General features: G+C 35.9%; 16 protein-coding genes. 15 read left to right on the forward strand and 1 reads right to left on the reverse strand.

Going from position 1 to position 18,588, the window contains the following annotated elements; genetic code table 11:
- The first annotated feature begins 11 nt into the window (after positions 1–11).
- From LPC09_RS06205 to LPC09_RS06275, 15 genes are all read left to right on the forward strand, one after another.
- Positions 12–1,226 carry a sn-glycerol-1-phosphate dehydrogenase gene (locus tag LPC09_RS06205; RefSeq protein ID WP_098796561.1) on the forward strand — a complete coding sequence of 405 codons (1,215 nt, stop codon included), beginning with the start codon at positions 12–14 and terminating at the stop codon, positions 1,224–1,226.
- A 337-nt stretch (positions 1,227–1,563) separates the two neighbouring features.
- Entirely contained in the window at positions 1,564–2,880 is a 1,317-nt protein-coding gene (locus LPC09_RS06210) for an ABC transporter substrate-binding protein (protein ID WP_098796632.1), read from the forward strand.
- A 95-nt stretch (positions 2,881–2,975) separates the two neighbouring features.
- Entirely contained in the window at positions 2,976–3,866 is an 891-nt protein-coding gene (locus LPC09_RS06215; protein ID WP_098796560.1) for a carbohydrate ABC transporter permease, read from the forward strand.
- Between the two features lie 25 nt (positions 3,867–3,891).
- Entirely contained in the window at positions 3,892–4,779 is an 888-nt protein-coding gene (locus tag LPC09_RS06220) for a carbohydrate ABC transporter permease (RefSeq protein WP_098796559.1), read from the forward strand.
- A gap of 90 nt (positions 4,780–4,869) precedes the next feature.
- Positions 4,870–6,366, forward strand: coding sequence for an arabinosylfuranosidase ArfA (gene arfA, locus LPC09_RS06225; RefSeq protein ID WP_098796558.1), 1,497 nt, complete (start codon positions 4,870–4,872; stop codon positions 6,364–6,366).
- Positions 6,367–6,397: 31 nt separating this feature from the next.
- Entirely contained in the window at positions 6,398–7,369 is a 972-nt protein-coding gene (locus LPC09_RS06230) for a glycoside hydrolase family 43 protein (protein WP_098796557.1), read from the forward strand.
- Between the two features lie 134 nt (positions 7,370–7,503).
- A complete protein-coding gene (locus LPC09_RS06235) occupies positions 7,504–8,835 on the forward strand; it encodes an arabinan endo-1,5-alpha-L-arabinosidase (protein WP_098796556.1) in 1,332 nt (443 codons plus the stop codon).
- 271 nt (positions 8,836–9,106) lie between these two features.
- Complete coding sequence (araB, locus tag LPC09_RS06240; protein ID WP_231309223.1) at positions 9,107–10,801, forward strand: ribulokinase; 1,695 nt, start codon at positions 9,107–9,109, stop codon at positions 10,799–10,801.
- Between the two features lie 83 nt (positions 10,802–10,884).
- On the forward strand, positions 10,885–11,598 hold the full coding sequence (gene araD, locus LPC09_RS06245) for an L-ribulose-5-phosphate 4-epimerase (protein ID WP_098796554.1): 714 nt from the start codon (positions 10,885–10,887) through the stop codon (positions 11,596–11,598).
- Between the two features lie 23 nt (positions 11,599–11,621).
- The gene (gene araA / locus LPC09_RS06250; RefSeq protein WP_231309224.1) at positions 11,622–13,106 is read left to right on the forward strand and encodes an L-arabinose isomerase; all 1,485 of its coding nucleotides are present in this window, start codon (positions 11,622–11,624) and stop codon (positions 13,104–13,106) included.
- Between the two features lie 100 nt (positions 13,107–13,206).
- Entirely contained in the window at positions 13,207–14,688 is a 1,482-nt protein-coding gene (locus tag LPC09_RS06255) for an alpha-N-arabinofuranosidase (protein WP_098796552.1), read from the forward strand.
- A gap of 22 nt (positions 14,689–14,710) precedes the next feature.
- Positions 14,711–14,965: a DUF6171 family protein gene (locus LPC09_RS06260; protein WP_231309225.1), complete on the forward strand. Its 255-nt coding sequence runs from the start codon at positions 14,711–14,713 to the stop codon at positions 14,963–14,965.
- A gap of 348 nt (positions 14,966–15,313) precedes the next feature.
- Positions 15,314–16,237: a UDP-N-acetylmuramate dehydrogenase gene (gene murB / locus LPC09_RS06265; protein WP_231309226.1), complete on the forward strand. Its 924-nt coding sequence runs from the start codon at positions 15,314–15,316 to the stop codon at positions 16,235–16,237.
- Positions 16,238–16,260: 23 nt separating this feature from the next.
- On the forward strand, positions 16,261–17,136 hold the full coding sequence (locus LPC09_RS06270) for a pirin family protein (RefSeq protein ID WP_231309227.1): 876 nt from the start codon (positions 16,261–16,263) through the stop codon (positions 17,134–17,136).
- Between the two features lie 137 nt (positions 17,137–17,273).
- The gene (locus LPC09_RS06275; protein WP_231309228.1) at positions 17,274–17,621 is read left to right on the forward strand and encodes a hypothetical protein; all 348 of its coding nucleotides are present in this window, start codon (positions 17,274–17,276) and stop codon (positions 17,619–17,621) included.
- 78 nt (positions 17,622–17,699) lie between these two features.
- Here the strand turns inward: LPC09_RS06275 and LPC09_RS06280 are convergent, their stop codons facing one another.
- On the reverse strand, positions 17,700–18,338 hold the full coding sequence (locus LPC09_RS06280; RefSeq protein ID WP_231309229.1) for a helix-turn-helix transcriptional regulator: 639 nt from the start codon (positions 18,336–18,338) through the stop codon (positions 17,700–17,702).
- Positions 18,339–18,588 lie beyond the last annotated feature (250 nt).

Raw genomic sequence — 18,588 nt, forward strand, 5'->3', positions numbered from 1 at the left:
GGGGAACAAAAGTGATTACGTTAAATGAACTGAAGAACCAATCAAAAGCATGTTCATGTGGAAATAACCATTATGATATTTTAATTGATGACATTGTTATTAGTGATCAAGCATTACAGGAAGTTGTTCCATATTTAGAAAGTAAAAAATTTAAAACGGTTGCGATTATTGCAGATGTATATACCGATGATGTGGCTGGAAAAACGATTTCAAATCTACTATGTGAAGCAAACATTGCTAACTCTAAATCGATTCTTCAGCCAAATGCTCAGGGAGATGTAGTTGCAGATGAAGTAGCATTAATTGAAGCCATGTTAGGTATACCTCAGGATGTTGATGTTGTAATCGCTGTTGGATCCGGCACAATTCATGATATTGTTAGATTCGCAAGCTTTAAAATGAGGAAACCTTTTATTTCTGTTCCAACAGCCCCCTCTGTTGATGGCTTTAACTCAATGGGAGCCCCTGTCATTATTAAGGGGGTAAAACTAACGTATCAAATGCAATCCCCTCTTGCTGTATTTGCTGATCTTTCCATTCTTAAAGGTGCACCGAAAGAAATGATTGCAGCAGGTTTTGCTGATATGATTGGAAAGTATACCTCGTTAGCTGATTGGAAGTTTTCACATCTTGTTGCAAATGAACCATACTGTCCCTTGTCTGCACGATTAACACAAGAAGCTCTGAATGGATGCGTGAATTCTATTGACCAAATTATACAAGCGGAAAAAGACGGTCTAAAAATTCTAATGGAATCGCTTATTCAATCGGGCTTAGCCATGCTTTTAGTTGGTCATTCATCACCTGCGTCAGGCGGTGAACATCATCTTTCGCATTTTTGGGAAATGAACTTTATTAAGAATTCTAAACCACAAGTTCTTCATGGAGCAAAAGTAGGGGTTTCTACCCAGTTAGTATTAGATTTATATAAGAATCAGATGTTGGAACTAATTTCTTCGAACGATAAACTTAAAGAACTATCGACAAATCAAGCAGGAGCAGTACTTGAACAGCAACATGAGCTAATTCAAGTAATAAAAGCGTTACCTAAATCTAGTGACATTGCTGGCATGATTAAGTCATTACAAGGGGCAGTTACTCCGTCGGATCTTGGTATACCATCAGAACTTGTTTCAGACAGTTTAAGGAAAGCACATAAATTAAGAGATCGTTACACGATGTTAAAGTTTTGGAATGAACATGTAGGCCTACATGAATATGTATAAAAGAACCTTAGATAGATATATTAATATGGAAAAGACCAAATTACTTAATTATTGGTCTTTTTTTTGTCGTGAAACAGCTTTCCGTACACACGTACGTACATATATTTTGTCGAAATAAGAAATGTACTAAATAAATATAAAAAAAGTTGTTGACATGTACGAACAGGTATAATAATATAAGATTAAAGAAGCGCTTACATAACAAATAGAAAAACTTACAAAAATAGATCGTACTCCATTGTTAAGTAAGTCTCCTTTTCTATCAAATAGCATCTGGGGGGAATATAAAGTGTTTAAGAAATCCAAAAAGAGATTAAGTAGATTCTTATTAGTCAGTATGTTAATTGTTGTTGTAGGAGGAGTCTTAGGAGCTTGTAGCAGCAGCTCAGGCGGAGAAGCAGAAGATGGGAAGAACTTAACATTTATGTTTAGTGGTCAACCACAAGAACAAACAGCCTATAAAGCAGTTGTAAAAAAATTCGAAGAAGCAAATCCTGGAGTAAAAGTTAAAGTTGTTGTAACAGCACCAGACCAATATGATACTAAATTACAAGCAGCAATTGCTGGTAACAGTCTTCCGGATGTTTTCTTCTATAATCCCGGTAACTTAAAGGCTTATGTAAACTCAGGTGTTTTAAAGGATATTACTGATTTAGTAGAAAATGCTGAAGGTGTTGATTTAACTAAAATATGGGAATCCGGTATAAGCAAATACCGTTATGATGGAGAAAATATGGGACAAGGTGCTCTATATGGGGTTCCAAAGGATTTAGGGCCATTCGCTTTCGGGTACAACAAAACAATGTTTGAAGAAGCAGGTATTCCACTTCCTGATCCAGACAAACCATACACTATGGAAGAATTTGTAGAAGTTACAAAGCAGTTAACAAAAGATACAGATGGTGATGGGAAACTTGATCAATGGGGAACTGGACTTAACGTAAACTGGTCATTACAACCATTTGTATGGAGTAATGGAGCAGATTGGTTAGATGAAACAAATACAAAGGTAACCGTTGATGATCCTAAATTTATTGAAGCATTACAATATTTTGCAGATTTGCAAAATGTTCATGGTGTAACACCATCTATTGCTGAAGCTCAAACACTTGATACGTACCAAAGATGGATGCAAGGACAAATCGGTTTCTTCCCAGTTGGTCCTTGGGATATGCCAGCTTACAATGATTTAAAATTCGAATATGATTTAGCGCCATGGCCGGTTGGTGGAACTGGTGAAACTAAAGCATGGATCGGTTCTTTAGGTATTGGTGTATCTGAAAAAACGAAGAATCCAGAGCTTGCTGCAGAGCTTGCACTTTATTTATCAGCTGATGAAGAAGGTCAACAAGCTCTAGTGGATCAACAAGTGCAATTACCTAACAATACTGATGTAGCTGAAGCATGGGCTGCTGATACATCAATTAAACCAGCTAACAAAGAGGAATTCTTACAGATTATAGGTGAGCATGGACGTGATCTTCCAACGAACTTCACTTACACAGGTGAATGGTATGATGAGTTCTTCAAAAATATCCAACCTGTAATTGATGGTGACAAAACAGCTGAAGAATACGTAAAAGAAGCACAACCTAAAATGCAAAAATTATTAGATAAAGCTATTGAGCAGGAAGAGCAATCTAAGAAAAAATAAAAATAAATAAGGTGCTAGATTTAACTAGCACCTTATTTTAAAGTATTAAGCTATTTATTCGTGTTAGTACCCTTTAAGAGAAATGGGGAGGAAAGATGAAAACTACGTCTAAGCTTTATCGGGAAGAGCGAAGAAATGCCTATCTATTTATTGCAGCACCAGTTATAGGGTTTTTAGTTTTTATTCTAGTACCTGCGTTATATTCCATTTATGGTTCATTCACAAACTGGAATGGATTAGGTCAAATGAATTTTATTGGACTTCAGAACTATATTGATTTAATTAGTGATGAATCCTTCCATAAATCGATGTTCAACACATTATTTCTAATGTTAGGTATTCCAATTGGTATCATTTTGGCATTATTACTAGCACTAGGATTAAATAGAGCAATATTTGGAACACAGTTTTTTAGAGTTGTCTATTATATTCCTGTAATCTCATCGATTGCGGCTGTTGCGATTTTATGGCAATGGGCTTATAACGGTGATTACGGATTAGTAAACCAATTTTTAGAAAAGTTAGGAATCGATGGTCCTAGCTGGTTAATGGATAAAGATACTGTTAAACCAGCCCTTATTATTATGACTATTTGGAAAGGCCTTGGTTATAGCATGTTATTATATCTTGCTGCTTTACAAAGTGTGCCAAAAACGTATTATGAAGCCGCTAAACTTGACGGAGCTAATGCATTTCAAGTGTTTAAAAATATAACACTTCCTATGGTGAAACCAGTTACGTTTTTTATCGTTGTAACAAACATTATTGCAGGGGCGCAAATTTTCGTTGAAGTCCAAGTTATGACACCTACTGGTGGACCAGAATTTTCTTCAGCAACGGTCGTATTTTATATTTGGCAAAAAGCATTTGGTAACTTTGAAATGGGATATGGATCGGCAATGGCAGTTGTACTTGGGTTGTTTATATTTATTGTTACTTTTATTCAATTTAAATTAAATGAGAGATCTTCATTTGAACTTGATTAATAAAAGGAAGAAGGGAGTGTAAAAGATGGAAGTTGGAGTAAATGCAAAAGTAGAAGCTAAAACGAAATTGAGATCAGTAAAATCAAGTACAAGGTTAACCAATATTATTATTTTCATTTTTCTATCAATAGGGGCTTTATTCATGGTAGCACCACTTATATGGATGCTATCAACATCTTTTAAAGATATTCAAGAAGTATACGCTTTACCACCAGTTTGGATTCCTGAAACTTTTGATCCGATAAAGTATATTGAAATTTGGCAAAAAGGCCCATTATTAAGTGGGATTATAAATAGCTTAACTGTAGCATTATCAGTCACAATAATTGGAACATTTACATCAAGCTTAGCAGCATTTGCATTTGGTAAGTTGAATTTTCCGTATAAAAACCAGATATTTTTATTACTATTAACTGCAATGATGATTCCTTATCCAGTTGTTATGATTCCGCAATTTATGTTCTTCTCTAATATTGGATGGGTTGATACATTGCTTCCGCTTATTGTTCCGGCAATATTCGGAAACATTATTATGATTTTCTTCTTAAGACAGTTTTTAACAAGCATTCCGAATTCTATCATTGAAGCAGCTAAGATAGACGGATGCTCTTATTTTAAAATTTTTTATAAGATCATTTTTCCGTTAATTAGGCCAGCAGTAGCAGCTCAGTTAATTCTATGGTTTATGACAATCTGGAATGATTATCTAGGTCCGATTCTTTACCTTAATTCACCAGAAAAACAAACTTTACAGCTTGTTATCGCAAACTTTAACTCAACTTTTGCCATCCAAAGTGATTACCCATTAATCATGGCAGCATCTGTTGTGTCACTTTTACCTATGCTAATCGTGTTTATTATCTTCCAGAAACAAATTATTGAGTCTGTTGCTATTTCAGGTGTAAAAGGATAAAAGATCATACAACATTAAAACATCATGTAAGGTGGCTCATACTATTAATTGTAGCCACTTTTCCTTTACTTAAAAAAAGGAGGAAAAAAGATGAAGCGTGTTAGTTATTTTGCAGATAAAAATTATAAAATCGGTGAAGTAGATCCTAAGTTATTCGGTTCATTCATTGAACATCTAGGTCGAGCAGTTTATACAGGTATCTATGAGCCAGAACATCCTCTTGCAGATGAAGATGGATTCAGAAAAGATGTGATGGATCTTGTAAAGGACCTTAATGTACCGATTGTCCGTTATCCAGGCGGAAACTTCTTATCAGGTTATGACTGGACAGATGGAATTGGTCCTAAAGAAAAAAGACCAACAAGGCTTGATCTTGCATGGAGAACAACAGAAACAAATGAAGTAGGAATCGATGAGTTTATGAAATGGGCGCACAAGTCCAATATTGAAGCAATGTTAGCGGTTAATTTGGGAACAGGTACACCAAAAGAAGCTGGTAACCTTGTTGAGTATACTAATCACCCAGGAAATACATATTGGAGTGATCTTCGTATTCAGAATGGTCAAAAAGATCCTTATAACGTAAAAGTCTGGTGTTTAGGAAATGAAATGGACGGACCTTGGCAAATTGGTCAATTAAATGCTGAAGACTATGGGAAAAAAGCAAGAGAAGCAGCGAAAATCATGAAATGGGTTGATCCAACAATAAAACTAGTTGCATGTGGTAGCTCGACTGCAGAAATGCCAACATTCCCTGAATGGGATCGTGTTGTTTTAGAGCATTTATACGAACATGTTGATTATATTTCTTGCCATCGTTATTACGAAAATCTTGGTAATATTAATGATTTCCTAGGTTCTTTTGCAGATATGGATCACTTTATTAAAACAATTGCTAGTACAGCAGACTACGTTCAAGCAAAAAATCGAAGTAAAAAGAAAATGTACATTTCATTTGATGAATGGAATGTATGGTATCAAAAAAAGGTTGAATTAAAAGATTGGGAGATAGCGCCTCCAATTTTAGAAGACAATTATTCATTGTTAGATTCACTAGTTTTTGGTGGACTATTATGTACCCTATTACAGCATGTTGACAGAGTCAAAATGGCGTCACTTGCTCAATTGGTGAATGTTATCGCACCAATTTTCACTCAAAAAGGTGGCCCTGCCATTAAGCAAGCAATCTTCTATCCTTTCTATCAAGTATCCAATTTCGGAAGAGGGGTAGTGTTGAATTCCCTGGTAGAATCACCAAAGATTGAAACGAATAAGCACGGTGAAATTCCGTTAGTGCAATCCTCAACAACTTATAATTCAGTTGACAATACGTTAAGTATCTTCGCGCTAAACTGCTCTGAGGATGATGACTTTGTCCTTGATGCACAATTCCGATCCTTTGGTCAGGTGAAAGTCATCGAACATTTGGTCATGGATGGAACGAATCTTGATGCGACAAATACTTTTGAAGCACCTGATAATGTAAAACCTAGTCAAATTGATTCAACTAGCAAAACAGGTGATCACTTAGAAATTAAGTTACCAAAAATGTCATGGAACATGATCAGATTACAATGTGAATCTTAAAATTTTACTAACTTTAAGGAGAGATTATACTATGTCAGAATTCACAATTAAAAATCCACTTATTGAGCAACGAGCGGATCCTTGGATATATAAACACACAGATGGTTACTATTACTTCACTGCATCCGTTCCTGAATATGACAGAATAGAACTACGTCGATCGAAAACCATTGAAGGATTAACAAATGCAGATGCAAAGGTTGTATGGGTAAAACATGAGAGCGGCTTAATGAGCGCAAATATATGGGCACCGGAAATTCACTATATCGATGGAAAGTGGTACATCTATTATGCGGCTGCGAGAACCTCTGAAACGAAGGACGGTTTATTTGACCACCGTATGTTTGTTCTTGAAAATTCATCAGCTAATCCATTAGAAGGTGAATTTATTGAAAAAGGTCAAATAAAAACGAAGTGGGAATCCTTTGCATTAGATGCAACTTCTTTTGAACATAAAGGTGTTAGATATTTAGTTTGGGCGCAAAAGGATCCGGAAATTTTCGGGAACTCAAACTTGTACATTTCTGAAATGGAAAATCCATGGACACTTAAAGGTGAACAAGTATGTATTACAACACCTGAATATGATTGGGAAAAAATCGGCTTCTTAGTAAATGAGGGAGCTGCAGTATTAAAGCGTAATGGCAGAATATTTATTACTTTCTCAGCAAGTGCAACAGATTTCAATTATTGTATGGGGATATTAACAGCAGATGAAAATAGTGATCTATTAGATCCTTCTTCTTGGCACAAAACGTCTGAGCCTGTTTTTGTTACATCAGAAGAAACAGGACAATATGGACCAGGGCATAATAGTTTTACAGTTTCTGAAGACGGATCACAGGATATTCTTGTTTATCACGCAAGAAACTATAAAGAAATTGAAGGTGACCCATTGTATGATCCAAACAGACATACACGAGTTCAGCCGATTTCTTGGAATGAAGACGGAACACCTCACTTCGGGGTACCAGTTCCAGACGCTAAAAAAGTGAATAATTAAGAAGTAGGAAAGGCTGAAGTGTATTCAGCCTTTCTGTATGTAGATGAAGAAGATAATAGGTTAAGTGATAGGGTTAAACACTTTATTTTAATGGTATCTTATCGACTCTATGAAAAGAAAAGTGAGGGATAAATATGATATTTCCACAAGAACCAGTGAAATATGACTTGTACGATCAATCAATTGCAGATCAAGAAGAATTATGGACGATCCATAATGTCCATGATCCTGCATTATATAAGGACGGAGATACTTATTATGTTTTTTCAACAGATGCAAAAGTAGGTGGTGTGCCTAAAGGAGGAATACAGGTTCGAAAATCTAAGGACCTAATCAACTGGGAATGGGTAGGTCATGCATTTGATACTATTCCAAAAGATGCTTACGAGTGGACAGGTGCAAAGGGATTATGGGCACCAGACGTGACAAAATATGGAGATACCTATTATTTGTATTATGCTGCTTCACAATTTGGAGAAAACCAATCATTTATAGGTGTTGCAACAAGTCAATCAATTGAAGGTCCATGGAAAGATCAAGGTGAGGTTATCAAAACAAAACAAGGTGAAAGTGATCCAAATGCGATTGATCCTAATATCACATTTGATGAAGAAGGAAATCCATGGATGGTCTACGGGTCTTTTTTTGGTGGGATTTTTGTTGCTCGTATAGATGAGAATACAGGAAAGTTAAAGGAGAAAGGCAACGGTACCTTAATTTCCAAGAGACATCTTTCAGTTGAGGGAGCTGTTGAAGGGCCTTATATTGTCTACCATCCTACTTATAAAAAATATTACTTATTTGTTTCATATGATTCGCTATTTAAAGATTACCATATACGTGTTGCAAGAGCAGACAAAATCGAAGGACCTTACATAGATTGTAATGGAAATGAAATGACCAATATTGATTTGCCTCCAAATGAAGTTGGGATGAAAGTGTTGGGAGGATATAAATTTGGTAAAGAAGAGGGGTGGATTGGGCCTGGACATAATTCGGTATTAAAAGATGGTGAAGACTATTATGTTTGTCACCATGCAAGAGGTGAGAAGACCAGAAAACATCACGCACTTCATATTAGAAGAATTCTCTGGACAGATGATGGATGGCCATTAATATCTCCAGAAAGATATGCGGGTGAAAAGGAGCAACCGATTAATTCAACGTTTATGGTTGGAAATTGGGAAATCCTTCATTTGGATAACAATTACCATGAGCAAATACAATCGGAATCACTTCATTTTTTATTTGACGGTAGGTTTGAGGGATCGAAGGATGGATATTGGTCACATAAAGGGGAAAACCATTTTGAGTTTTTCTTGAATTGTAACAATGGAACTTACCAAGTATTAGTACTGGCAGCTTGGGATTGGACCTTATGGAGACCAACTATGGTATTTGCAGGGAAAAATTCTAGTGGGGAAGTAATTGTAGGGAAAAAAGTAGAAAAACCACTAAACTTGTAAGGATGAATTTTTGCTGTTTTATACATTTTTAATGCAAAAATACAACTATTTCTTAGAAAATAATGAAATTTGTATTGAAAAATATCAAATAAGTGCTAAAATTTAATTAAGGTTATACGTATAAGTTATGATTTGTGAATTTTTCGTTTAAGTTGTATACGAAATCATAATAATTATCTAAAATTTGTACGTATGATAATAATGAAATATTGATAAATTGATAAATTGATAGTTAATTAAATAGTAACTGGAAGAATCGGGGGGATTTTAAATGACTAAATATTCAATTGGTGTTGATTACGGCACTCAATCTGGTAGAGCCGTTCTTGTGGAGATCGGAACAGGAAAAGAAATAGCAACCTCGGTAAAGCCTTATACTCATGGTGTAATGGATGAATACTTACCAGATGGAGTTACCAAATTAGAAAATGACTGGGCTTTGCAACATCCTACAGATTATATAGAAGTTTTGGAAACAACAGTTCCTGATGTCCTAAAACAAGCTAACGTTTTAGCTGACGATGTTATTGGTATTGGAATTGATTTTACAGCTTGTACGGTATTACCTATTAACACAAGCGGAACACCACTATGTTTAACAGAACAATACATGAACCATCCACATAGCTATGTTAAATTATGGAAACACCATGCGGCACAAGATGAAGCAAATTCTTTAAATGAAATTGCAGAAACAAGAGGAGAAGCATTTTTACAAAGATATGGAGGAAAAATTTCTTCAGAATGGCTTGTACCTAAATTATGGCAGATCCTTAATGAGGCACCAGAGATTTACGATGCTGCAGATCAATTTGTGGAAGCAACAGACTGGGTCACTTATCAGCTTACAGGTGACTTGAAAAGGAACAGTTGTACAGCTGGATATAAAGCGATATGGCATAAGCAAGAAGGATATCCATCAAAAGAATTTTTTAAAGCATTAGATCCTCGCTTGGAAAATGTTGTTGATGAAAAGTTATCTACTAATATTTATCCAATAGGCTCTAAAGCGGGAGAGTTAACAGAGAAAGCTGCTAAAATGATTGGATTGAATCCAGGAACCGCAGTTGCTATAGCAAATGTTGATGCACATGTTGCTGTACCTGCTGTTGGAATTACCGAGCCAGGCAAGCTTCTCATGATTATGGGAACATCTACTTGTCACATCTTACTAGGAGAAAAAGAAGAAGTAGTACCGGGTATGTGTGGTGTTGTAGAAGATGGAGTAATTCCAGGATTTATGGGATATGAAGCAGGTCAATCATGTGTAGGAGATCATTTTGAATGGTTCACAGAAAACTGTGTACCTGCTAGCTACTATGAAGAAGCACAACAAAAAGGAATGAACATCCACCAATTGTTAACAGAAAAAGCAGCTAAACTGGAGGTTGGTGAAAGCGGTTTAATTTCGCTTGACTGGTGGAATGGAAATCGATCTACACTTGTAGATGCTGATTTAACAGGGGTTTTATTAGGAGCTACATTACTAACGAAGCCTGAGGAAATTTATCGAGCTTTAATTGAAGCAACAGCATATGGAACACGAACAATTGTTGAGGCATTTAGAAATAGTGGAGTTCCGATTCATGAAGTATACGCATGTGGTGGAATTGCTGAGAAAAATGCATTAATGATGCAAATTTATTCAGATGTATTAAAAATGGATATCAAAATTTCTGCTTCATCTCAAACTCCAGCTCTTGGTTCTGCAATGTTTGGAGCAGTTGCAGCTGGTAAAGAACGTGGAGGATACGATGATATTAAAGATGCAGCAAAAGAAATGGCTAGATTAAAAGATTATGTTTATCAACCTAATCATGAGAATTCACAAGTTTACGACCAACTATTCTCTGAATATGCAAGATTATATGATTATTTCGGTCGTGGCGAAAATAACGTGATGAAAAACTTAAAGAAGATAAAACATGCTCAATCTAACAAAGCAAAAGAGAAAATTACACAATAAATCCAATATATCTATCACTCAATTTTCTGAAGCGGGGCATCCATCTTTAGACCCCACTTTTCAAAAGAAAGGGGAGACAACTGATGCTTGAACAGTTAAAAGAACAAGTTTTAAAGGCAAACCTGCAGTTACCAAAATATAAAATGGTTACTTTTACATGGGGAAACGTAAGTGGAATTGATCGTGAAAAAGGACTTGTAGTCATTAAACCTAGTGGAGTCCCTTATGAAAAGCTAAAGGCTGAAGATTTAGTTGTAGTCAATTTGAATGGTGAAGTAGTTGAAGGAGATATGCGCCCATCGTCTGATACAGCAACACATTTAGCACTTTATAAAGCATTTCCTTCGATTGGTGGAGTTGTACATACACATTCACCATGGGCAACTAGCTGGGCTCAAGCAAGTCGTCCAATTCCAGCATTAGGAACAACTCATGCTGATTATTATTATGGAGAAATTCCTTGTACAAGAGCTTTAACAGAAGATGAGATTACTAGAGGCTATGAACTAGAAACAGGAAATGTCATTATAGAAACATTTCAATCTAAAGATATAGACCCAATAGCGATGCCAGGTGTACTCGTTTCAGGTCATGCACCGTTCGTTTGGGGAAAGAATGCCAGTCAAGCAGTTCATAATGCAGTTGTTTTAGAAGAGGTAGCCAAGATGGCATTACACACGTATCAATTAAATCCAATTGCTGGTCCAATCGATCAATTCTTGCTAGATAAACATTATCTTCGTAAGCATGGAGCAAACGCTTATTATGGTCAGAAAAACAAAGAAGTGAAACAGTAACTATCGTTTAGGGGGAAACCATTATGCTAACAGTGAAACCATACGAATTTTGGTTTGTAACGGGTAGTCAAGATTTATACGGAGAAGAAACAGTAAGAGAAGTTGAGGCAAACTCAAAAGTAATTACAGAAGGTCTTGACCAAGATTCTACATTAACATATAAGCTAGTATTTAAATCAGTTTTAAAGGATGCAGATTCCATCCGTAAATTATGTTTAGAAGCAAATGCTGATGAAAACTGTGCAGGTATTATTACATGGATGCATACGTTCTCTCCAGCAAAAATGTGGATTGCCGGACTTTCAAGCTTACAAAAACCAATGCTTCATCTTCACACACAATTTAACCGTGATATTCCATGGGATAGCATTGATATGGATTTTATGAACACGAATCAATCTGCACATGGTGATCGTGAATTTGGATTTATGGCAACAAGACTAAATGTAAAAAGAAAAGTAGTTGTTGGTCATTGGCAAAATAATGAAGTTCGAAGCAAAATTGGTAGTTGGATGAACACGTCTGTTGCTTTTATGGAAGGTCAGCATTTGAAAATAGCGCGCTTTGGAGATAACATGCGCAGAGTTGCTGTAACTGAGGGAGACAAAGTAGAGGCACAAATTAAACTTGGCTGGACCATTAACGGTTACGGCGTTGGTGATTTAGTTCAGCGAATGAATGATATTTCTGAACTAGAAATTGATCAGCTAATGGAAGAGTATGAAAGAGAATACGATATTGTAGCTGAAGGCCAAGAAGCGGGTCCAGTACGAGAATCTATTCGCTATCAGGCAAGAATTGAACTAGGAATGAAAGCGTTCTTAGAAGAAGGTGGTTATACAGCGTTTACAACAACGTTTGAAGATCTCCATGGTATGAAGCAACTTCCTGGTCTAGCTGTACAACGATTAATGGCACAAGGATATGGCTTTGCTGGTGAAGGAGACTGGAAAACAGCTGGTTTACTCCGCATTTTAAAGATCATGGCAAATAACGAAGATACTTCATTTATGGAAGATTATACGTATCATTTCGAACCTGGAAATGAATTAGTGTTAGGTTCACACATGCTGGAGATTTGTCCAACTATTTCAGCAACTAAGCCAAAGATTGCTGTTTATCCTTTAGGAATTGGTGGAAAAGAAGATCCTGCGCGATTCATCTTTGATGGAAAGAGCGGTGCTGCTTTAAATGCATCAATTATTGATTTAGGACATCGCTTCCGTCTTGTTGTAAACGAAGTCGATGCTGTGCAACCAGAAAAAGATTTACCAAACCTTCCTGTTGCAAGAGTCCTTTGGACGCCTCAGCCTTCATTAAGCGAAGGAACAGAAAACTGGATCATTGCTGGTGGAGCACACCATACAGTCTTTTCTTATAAAGTAACACCAGACCAGCTTAGAGATTGGGCAGAGCTAGTAGGGGTTGAATGTGTTCTTATTAATAATGATACAAATAAGCATAGCTTTAAAAATGAGTTACGTTGGAACGACGTTGTATATAAGTAATAGGTATTGATTTATAGACGAGGAAAACAAAAATGAAATGTTATGTTTCTAGTTTCCTCGTCTTTCTACTATCACTAAAAAAGCATGGGAGGAATTGAGTATGAAAAATTCAATTGTTATTAATGCAGATGTTAGTAAAGGAAAAATTAACCGTAATATTTATGGACATTTTGCTGAACATTTAGGCCGTTGTATTTATGAAGGCATTTGGGTTGGGGAAGATTCACCAATTCCAAACACGAACGGAATTCGAAACGATGTGCTTGAAGCATTAAAACAAATTAACATTCCTGTGCTTCGTTGGCCAGGAGGCTGTTTTGCTGATGAATATCATTGGAAAGATGGAGTCGGACCAAGAAGTGAAAGAAAAAGAATGGTAAACACCCACTGGGGTGGTGTAGTTGAAAACAATCACTTTGGAACTCATGAATTCATGATGCTATGTGATTTATTAGGTTGTGAGCCTTATATTTGCGGAAACGTGGGCAGTGGTACTGTTCAAGAAATGTCTGAATGGGTTGAATATATGACATTTGACGGTGAGTCTCCAATGGCCAACTGGCGCCAAGAGAATGGTAGAGAAAAGCCTTGGGAACTTACATACTTTGGTGTAGGTAACGAAAACTGGGGCTGTGGCGGAAATATGCGTCCTGAATATTATGCAGATCTATACCGTCGTTACCAAACATATGTAAGAAATTATGGAAATAATAAAATCTATAAAATTGCCGGTGGAGCAAACGTAGATGACTATAATTGGACAGAAGTGTTAATGCGTGAAGCAGGGCGCTTAATGGATGGATTAAGTCTTCACTACTATACAATTCCTGGTGAATTCTGGACAGGAAAAGGATCTGCAACAGGCTTTCCTGAGGATGAGTGGTTCATCACGATGCAAAAAGCACTGCATATGGATGAATTAATTACAAAGCATAGCACGATCATGGATAAATATGACCCTGAAAAACGTGTTGGTATGATTATAGATGAATGGGGTACATGGTTTGATGTTGAAGAAGGAACAAATCCAGGATTTCTTTATCAGCAAAACACGATTCGTGATGCATTAGTTGCTGCCGTCCACTTCCATATTTTCCATAAGCATAGTGATCGTGTTCAAATGACAAATATTGCCCAAACAGTAAATGTTCTTCAAGCAATGGTGTTAACAGAAGGAGAAAAAATGATTCTTACTCCTACTTACCATGTATTTGATATGTATAAAGTACACCAAGATGCAACAGTACTCTCAGTTGATGCTACTGTTGGAAAATACAAATACAATGGTCAAGAAGTGGATCAAGTATCTGTTTCAGCATCTCAAGATAAAAACGGCAAAGTTAACATCAGCTTATACAATATTGATCATAAAGAATCTGGAGCATTATCTCTTCAACTTCGTGGATTGAAAGAGGTTAGTAGTATTACTGGTACAATTTTAACTGCTGAAACGATTGATGCACACAATACGTTTGAGCAGCCAGAAGTAGTAGCTCCAGCTGAATTTACACAATTCACTGTAAGTAATGGTCAACTTGATGTAACATTACCACCGATGTCTGTTGTATTGTTAACGATTTAATATAGAAAGGAAGTAAATGATTATGACAACCAACGTATGTAAAGGTTGTTCTGGAAATGTCATTATCAAAAAAGAAGAAGTAGATAGAATCCTTTCTAAACACTTACCTGACAATTTAATTGTTTCTGATGAGATCTATAAAAAGCGTCTAGAAGCTTGTCAAGATTGCCCTTCGTTTGTTTACGGAACAACTTGTTCTTATAGTGGATGTCTTGTTGAATACCGTGCAAAATTTTTTGAAAAAAGATGCCCTAGTCCTACTGGAGCTAGGTGGTAAAAAAAACGGGTAGTGCCTGTCACTTCCCGGTTTTTGTCGTTTTTTCACTTTATATCTTCTAAGGTTCACAAAGTAAAATATACTTGATGAAGCACATTTTTAGTACGATTGACTATAATGAAAATGAGCATGTCATCAATATAGAGTGATATTAGAATTTAATATTTGCAATTATGAAAACCATATGATGTAATGAAGATGTTCACTTTTTATACTAAAACATATAAAAAGTTACGCGTTATTAATTTCACTTTGTATAGAAAAACATAATGTTGCTATAACAACTAAAATATTAAGTGCAAATTCTGATATTGCTGCATTGAAAAATATGATGAAAAGGTGAGCAACATGAGCAATTTAGTATACATGAAAAGCCTGTTAAAAGATGTGTTGGAAACAAAGAATATAAAATTTTATGAACCAATTAAGAAATATACGTTTACAAAACTTGGTGGAGAAGCGGATATATTGATCACACCATCAACACATGAACAAATCCAATTGATTTATAAGAAAGCTAAAGAAAACAAAGTCCCAATAACTATTATCGGAAATGGTACAAATTTAATTGTAAAGGATAGTGGAATTGAGGGATTGGTCATAAGCTTAAAAAAGCTAAATGAAGTAAAAGTAAAGGATCGAGTCATAACTGCACAAGCAGGTGCGAATATCATTGATGTGTCAAGAATGGCACTGAATGAAAAATTATCTGGTCTTGAGTTTGCCTGTGGAATTCCAGGGACAGTAGGTGGAGCACTCTGTATGAATGCTGGAGCATATGGTGGCCAGATCTCTGATGTTCTAAAGAAAGCTTTAGTTCTAACAGAATCGGGAGAACTTCTCGTTTTAGAAAAAGAAGCTCTTTTGTTAGGCTACAGAAAAAGCATTGTATCCCAAAATAACTATGTTGTGTTACAGGCAGAATTTGAACTTCAGTATGGTCAATATGATCAAATAAAAGGAAAGATGGATGAAAATACAAGACTAAGAGAGCAAAAGCAGCCACTTGAATATCCATCATGTGGGAGTGTCTTTAAACGACCACCAGGATACTATGCGGGAAAACTAATACAGGATTCTGGTCTTCAAGGATTGAGAATCGGAGGAGCAGAGGTATCAAGAAAGCATGCCGGATTTATTGTTAATGTGGATCATGCAACTGCAAAGGACTATGTAGAGTTAATTCAGGTGATTAAAAAAACAGTGAAAGAGAAATATGGTGTTGACCTGGAGACGGAAGTGATTGTTATTGGTAAGGAAGATGAAGAGTAAATCATTATTAGGGAGTGAGCATTTTGACTAAAGAAACTACACAAGCACTTCAGAGAAGTGTAAAAGATCATTGGTATGTTAAATATGAAGAAGTAGGCTTTCCATCTATTCAAAAGGGATGGGTACTGCCCGTGGATCGTTGGAAGGAGTTTGACCCATTTATTTTAATGGCTGAGGATTGGTTTAAGAGAGGAACATTTTCCGATCATCCTCATCGTGGTTTTCAGACAATCACCTATGTTGTAGATGGATGTTTGGAGCATATTGATAATGCTGGAGGAAGAGATATTTTAGAACCGGGAGATGTTCAATATATGAACGCCGGGTGGGCCGCAAGGCATGCTGAGGAAGGTGTAGAAGATGATATTGCTCATACATTACAGCTTTGGTTAAACCTGCCGAAACATTTAAAACAAACAGAGACTTCTTATCAAAATATTTATAGTGAGGATGCACCTGTTGTTTCTATTGAAGGAGGATCTGTAAAAGTATTCTCAGGTGAAGTTTCAGGGGTAAAGGGTCCGATGAATTCACTTGTTCCGATTACATTAACAGAAATTTCTTTATCAGAAGGGGCTCAATATGTCCATCGTTTACCTGAAACACATAATAGCTTCTTTTACGTTTTATCAGGTGATATGACATTTGGAGAAAACAATATACAGTTAAAAAAGCATGGTGTGGGTACGTTAACTTTTAATGATGGAGGAAAAGAAGATAACATAAGTGAGTTTGCGATAAAAGCAAATAGCAGACGTTCAAAAGTACTTGTATATTCAGGGACACCAATAAAAGAAGAAATTGTTCCATATGGTCCTTTTGTGATGAATACAATGGATGAAATCAAACAAGCATACCGGGATTACCATAATGGAGAATTTGGACCAGCTGCTAGATAAAAAATTCTAAAAAAATAAGCTGGATTACTGAAAGTTTCTACGACAAAAGTCGTAGAAAAACCTCCTGTAAAATCAATCTTTCAAAGGAATATTTTTAATTGATTTTATTGTATAGTATGATCAAGGAGGTAGTAACAATGGTTGATGTGGCGATCATCTCAAAGAACCCGCATATTCAAAGAAGCTTAAGTCTATTTATTCAAGCTCATCCAACTCTTACCTTGATTCACGATAATTTTGATCAGCATGAGACTATTAAATTGCTTGATAGATTTAAAAAAGTAGTTGTCTTGTTAGATTTAAAGGTAGGTAACTTTGAACAAATTTTAGACCTTTACTCAATGAAACACCACATAATACTTTATAGTCATTCGAAGGATTTTTTGGACATTAGTCAACTTCTTCAAAGATATAATGTGAAATATTTTAATGTTTACACGAAGCCGGAATGCATTCTTCAGACAATTAAGGAGCTTTCAGAATAGGTAGTTGGTATAGCAACTAAGTGAAAGGAACAAAGTTGGTGAGGGGACTAACAGATAATACCTCGACTGTTAAAAAGCTTACTCACCAAACTTTATTAGGAATTTACAATGATTGTCACCTTCTGTTCGGCAACAAGTTCTTTTTATTTGATTAACACCTAGAACATTTTTGAACATGTCTGTTTCACATCGACATGCCAGTTTAAATTCTTTTGCAACAGAGAGAATGGGACAGTTATATTCTGTTAGCTCAAACGTTTGATCATCTAATTTAGTAACATCAGCCATATATCCTTTTTCGTTCTGAAGCTTTACAAGTTCATTCACCTTATCAGCAGTTGTTCTTTTATTCATCATTTTGTTGCTATATTCCTTGATTATTCGAGTTTCTCTCTTTTTAAATAGTAGCTCAATAGATTCTTCACCATGTATTTCCTGTATATCATGAAGAAATTCAAGGCTGATTCCTTCGTAGTTTTTAGGGAAATATTGTTCCGATTTATCTGACAGTGAGTATATTTGAAGGGGTCTACCCATTGGCTGTTTTACTTCCTTAGAAGAGATAAAACCTTCTTTTTCAAGACTTAAAAGATGTTTTCTTACTGCCATGTGAGTAATTCCTAATTCATCTGTTAACTCATTAACAGTCATTGATTCTTCTTTTTTTAATAAGTGAAGGATCTTGTCTTTTGTTGTACTATTTTGAGTTGTGTTCATACTAACACCTCCATTTTCAATGTGGAGAAGATATGGTGTAAAATATAATTATACCATATAGTATAAAATGTTTGAAGAAATGTTCATCTATATGATACAGACTTCTATTACTTTTAAAAACCTGTTGCTATGTAAACAAGTTTAGTGTTAGGGTTGATTTCCACTTCAGATTGCTCGCTTTCCGCGGGGCGTGCGGTGAGCCTCCTCGACGCAAGCGTCTGCGGGGTCTCACCTGTCCCGCTGCTCCCGC

This window comes from Metabacillus sp. B2-18, from assembly GCF_021117275.1.
Lineage (GTDB): Bacteria > Bacillota > Bacilli > Bacillales > Bacillaceae > Metabacillus.